Genomic DNA, 3191 nt, shown 5'->3' with positions numbered 1-3191 from the left:
ACTCCTTCGCTTTAATTTTACTCCCAATTTTTTAAGAACATTCCCAAGGTAACCATATCATATTATTGCTTTATTCCAATTGCTTTATTGACGTTGAGCCTCCGAACCCTTAACAATCCCAAAACTTGTCGAATGGTCGGTTTAATAGCTCACGCTATACCGACATTCGTCTACAAGTTTAGTTAAGGGTTCTTCTCAACGATCAATAAATTTTCTCGGCATAAATGCGTGTTCTACTTCTCAAATGTTCATTCAAACAACATAAAAATTTGATAAATAGCTAGTACCAACAAAACAACATATACATACTCACTCGTTAAAAAATTCTCTAATGCTTCTCTGAATTTCATTTTTTAACAACTCCTGTTTTCTTATAAATTTATCCACTTTTAGTTTTCCTTTTAACAAACTTCATCATAACTCTCACAAAAAATTTTGAGTGCCTTTATTTTTAATTTTAAAGGGCCATTTTGAAGAAACACTAAATATTTACGTAGTTTTATATCCAAAATTCTATATAAGTGCTTAAAACGCAAATAAGAGCCAAATAAATATATTTTGAATTCACATCACAAATTTTTAGCAAAACCAGTGATGATTTTTAGACACTGCCCATCTACATGCAAACTAAAATTTTGCATAAAATCCTTCAAAAAGTGAATCCGATTTTTAGTTCCTGCAGGGGCAAATTTCTGTAAAAAATACCGAAATCTTGATTTTGTCCAAAATGCTTTGTAAGAGCATAAGGGAAATATGCATACATTTAAAAATGTATGGTCTGGCGAAGCCAGACATTTCAAGGGATACAGCGTTTTATAAAGTGCAATCATTTTTTGCTTTTGTACCCAAAATGTACCCCTATAAATTGCGTTTGTACCCAAAATGTACCCCTACATCTTGTGTCTGTACCCAAAATGTACCCAAACATTTTTTAGCACTTTTCAATAAAAAAACGCTAGCTTTTTCGCTAACGTTTTAAAAAGAATATCAAAATTTATAATCAAATTTCTTCGTCAATTTCATCAATCATTTGATGATTAATTTTACTTTTTTCTTCTTCGGTTAAATCAAAAATTTCACTTGCTAAGTATTCTTTTTGGTTCCAGTGATAAAAAATTTGATAAATATATTCTGTCGGATCTACTTCTTTAAGATAATCTAAATCGCCATTTTTTAATTTCTTTCTTGCCTCTTTAAACAATCCAGAATAAACAAGAATCTGTTTCCCTTTGAGTGATTTATAAAATGTATCGAACACTTTTTGATTAATTAAGTAGTCGCTATCTTTACCAGAATACTTCGCCATTTCGTATAATTCTTTGTTGTTATTCTGTTTGATTTTTTGAACATGTACTTGTGTAATTTCATCGTTGTCCGTTACATCTCGCCATAAATTCAGCCATTCTTTTTGACTAATATAATACCGTTTATCTGTAAAATACGATTTGTTAACAGCAATTAAAACATGGAAATGCGGATTATAATCATCTCGTTTTTTATTATAAGTAACCTCTAATTTTCTTACATAACCTTTAGCTATCGATTTGAATTTTTTACGATTGCTTAAGCGTCTGAAAGATTGATTGTAATGTTTAATTTCAGATTCTAAATCATCTGATTTCACATTAGGAGTGGTTAGAGTTAAAAATAAAAACTCCTTTTGTTCTTCTTGTTTGATATACTGCATCATTAAAGATAATCCCAATGCATCTTTACGAGCTTTTCGCCAAGCACATACAGGACAGAACCGGTTCTTACATAAATTTGACTTATATAGCTTCTTTTTCTCCAGAGTTTTATCCGCAACAAATGATAAAAATGTATTACAGTCCTTTATCAAATACATCTGTCCCTCTCTCACATGTCTCTCAATAAATTTTTGAAATACTTGATTTCTTTGTTTTTTCTCAGTATACTTGTCCATGATATATCACACAAAACAACCTTGTTTTTTTACAAAACAATGCATATAAAAAGTTGCTTTTTCTCCTTCCTGTATAGTTTTAGATTAGACACCTTAAACAATACATTAATAGGTACGAAAAAGCAACTTTTTTTGTGTCTTAAACTAGTTATATCAACGGTTCAAAGGGTATAAGTTCGCATTGTAATAGTTGCCTATAGTATCAAGACAAGAAGAAACTCGTTTCACTCGTTTAAAAAGCCCTCTTTTAGGAGGGCTTTTTATTAATCATTATTCAAAATATAATCTATTACATCAACATGAAGTTCACTGTTTCTATAACCTTCCAAAATATCATCAACTTGCTTATTTGGAATTTCAGGAACTTCTCTTATATCACATAAAACTTCTTTAAACTCTTTTTTGGTTACTTTATCCTCGTTTATTGTTAATTTAAATAAATAATCATTTAACTTCTTAATTTCATGAACGCTATAACCGTAACGTAATAAAACTAAATCTTTTGTTTTTAGATCAGGTGCTAATTCTTCTTGTAAAACATCTATAGATTGCTTAATCAACAACAATTTAGACTCTAATTCTTCATTATTCATTCAAAACACACTCTCTTATATCAAAGTTTGACCTACTTGAGATACCCAGTAAGCAATGCTGCGAGCAGAAGAGTCTTTTATACCAGTTCCCATTAACGCTTGAGCAACTTGACCCTCTACATTCCCCCACGTAGCTTGTTCTTGTTTTAAAATCTTATTTAAAGCCGGTTCAACATATTTATCCCAACGTTTTTCTAAAGACTTACCAGCACGAGGACTTATCTTTTTAACTCCTGAAAAAACAGCTTTTTTGTTTTTTATCATTGCCTTAATTCCTTTTTTTACAGCAAAAGAACCACCAATTCTTTCTGAAGTCCCTTCTTTAAGATTAGTCGGCAAATTATTAATAGTCTGTTCAGTTACATATTCAGGATTTCGAAACAAATCATCTAAAGCTTTATTATCTTTTTCAATTTCTACACTCGAGTTACTAACTGCCTTTTGTGTTTCTAATGATTCACTTGCACTAGCCATAGGACTTACCGTTGTTAATAAAATCGCACTCGCTAACAATGTTCCAAATGATTTTTTTAGTTTCAAAATAAAAACTCCTTCGCTTTAATTTTACTCCCAATTTTTTAAGAACATTCCCAAGGTAACCATATCATATTATTGCTTTATTCCAATTGCTTTATTGACGTTGAGCCTCCGAACCCTTAACAATCCCAAAACTT

At 30.6% G+C, this 3191-nt stretch carries 3 protein-coding genes; all 3 read right to left on the bottom strand.

Annotated features, from left to right (window positions below; all coding sequences use genetic code 11):
• Window positions 1–1000 precede the first annotated feature (1000 nt).
• The 3 genes from KRR19_RS12010 to KRR19_RS12000 all read right to left on the bottom strand — a co-directional run bounded on the left by KRR19_RS12010 (window position 1001) and on the right by KRR19_RS12000 (window position 3057).
• Window positions 1001–1924 carry a protein rep gene (locus KRR19_RS12010; RefSeq protein WP_156973588.1) on the bottom strand — a complete coding sequence of 308 codons (924 nt, stop codon included), beginning with the start codon at window positions 1922–1924 and terminating at the stop codon, window positions 1001–1003.
• Between the two features lie 263 nt (window positions 1925–2187).
• Complete coding sequence (locus KRR19_RS12005; protein ID WP_070625285.1) at window positions 2188–2517, bottom strand: hypothetical protein; 330 nt, start codon at window positions 2515–2517, stop codon at window positions 2188–2190.
• Between the two features lie 15 nt (window positions 2518–2532).
• A complete protein-coding gene (locus KRR19_RS12000) occupies window positions 2533–3057 on the bottom strand; it encodes a hypothetical protein (RefSeq protein ID WP_216733650.1) in 525 nt (174 codons plus the stop codon).
• Between the last annotated feature and the right edge of the window lie 134 nt (window positions 3058–3191).

Source organism: Staphylococcus sp. CWZ226, from assembly GCF_018986355.1.
Classification (GTDB): Bacteria; Bacillota; Bacilli; order Staphylococcales; family Staphylococcaceae; genus Staphylococcus; species Staphylococcus simulans.
Note: the sequence above shows the minus strand (reverse complement) of the source record. Positions and strands in the feature narration are given on the sequence as shown.